At 55.3% G+C, this 1031-nt stretch carries 1 pseudogene; it reads left to right on the top strand.

Features of this window, described 5'->3' with window-relative positions:
* Positions 1 to 483: 483 nt before the first annotated feature.
* Positions 484 to 1031: pseudogene (locus QUA34_RS30090) on the top strand (hypothetical protein); the annotation flags it as partial.

Genomic DNA, 1031 nt, shown 5'->3' with positions numbered 1-1031 from the left:
ACCATCCTATCCTTCGAGAGTTTTCTCAACCTCGCCGCCACTCGCCTATGGCTGAAGTCTTTTGTCAACACGGCCTAAGCTGCTTGTGCCAAAGAGGATCGTTCAACGGACACTTTCTAGGTGCCAGCAGTCAGCCCCCCTCCCCTCCGCAAATCCAGCTTGCCTGTTCTCTCATTAAGGTGGCACGCTTTGGTTTCTCACACAGGGGTCTCATCCGTTACAATTGACCACCACATTTCGGATATGACCGCTGCTCGATGCGGATCAATACCTAACCGCTCCTGATCGTCACCCGGATGGGCGGGGACTACAGGCCCGGTCCGCGCAGCGGATAGAGCAGGCTGCCCGGCAGGGTAGCGGCCACGAATGTTATCGGCTCACGAAAGCATGGTGACTTGCGAATACCTTTTGGTAGTGTGTCGAGAGGGTCATCGAACCTTCGAGAATGTTGGAATAGCTGACAAAATATCGGGGCCAGGCTGGTTGGACGAGGCAGAGAAGAAGAAATGCAGCGAGATTGATATCTGCGACCTGTTCATCACCCCTGCCATCAAGCAGGCGGGTTGGGATCAGATGCAGCAGATACGCCGGGAAGTGACACTCGCTCCCGGCCCGGTCGTTGTGCGCGGAAACCTGTCATCCCGGAACAAGAAGAAGCGCAAATTCGCGGACTATGTTCTTTCGCTCAAGCCGGGCTTGCCGCTGGCTGTGGTGGAAGCGAAGGACAACAAACACACGATCAGCAGCGGGCTTCAGCAAGCTATAGGCTATGCTGAGATTATTGACGTACCGAGCGCCTTCAGTTCGAACGGCGACGGCTTTGCCGAGCATAATCGCGCTGCTCCTGCAACGGAGCCTGCCGAAACCGAATTTGGCATGGAAGCATTTCCTCACCCAGACGTCCTATGGGAACGGTATCGGCGGTTTCACAACATCGCCGATGAAGGTGAGAGCCTAGGCCGTGTTGACAAAAGGGATTCCCATTTGCCCCGAGTTCTGATTCAAGACTGCTTTTTGAGGAGCAGTCATGG

This window comes from Microcoleus sp. POL10_C6 (genome assembly GCF_036701585.1).
In the GTDB taxonomy this organism is placed as follows: domain Bacteria; phylum Cyanobacteriota; class Cyanobacteriia; order Cyanobacteriales; family Microcoleaceae; genus Microcoleus.
This window is presented reverse-complemented; position numbering and strand designations above follow the sequence as displayed.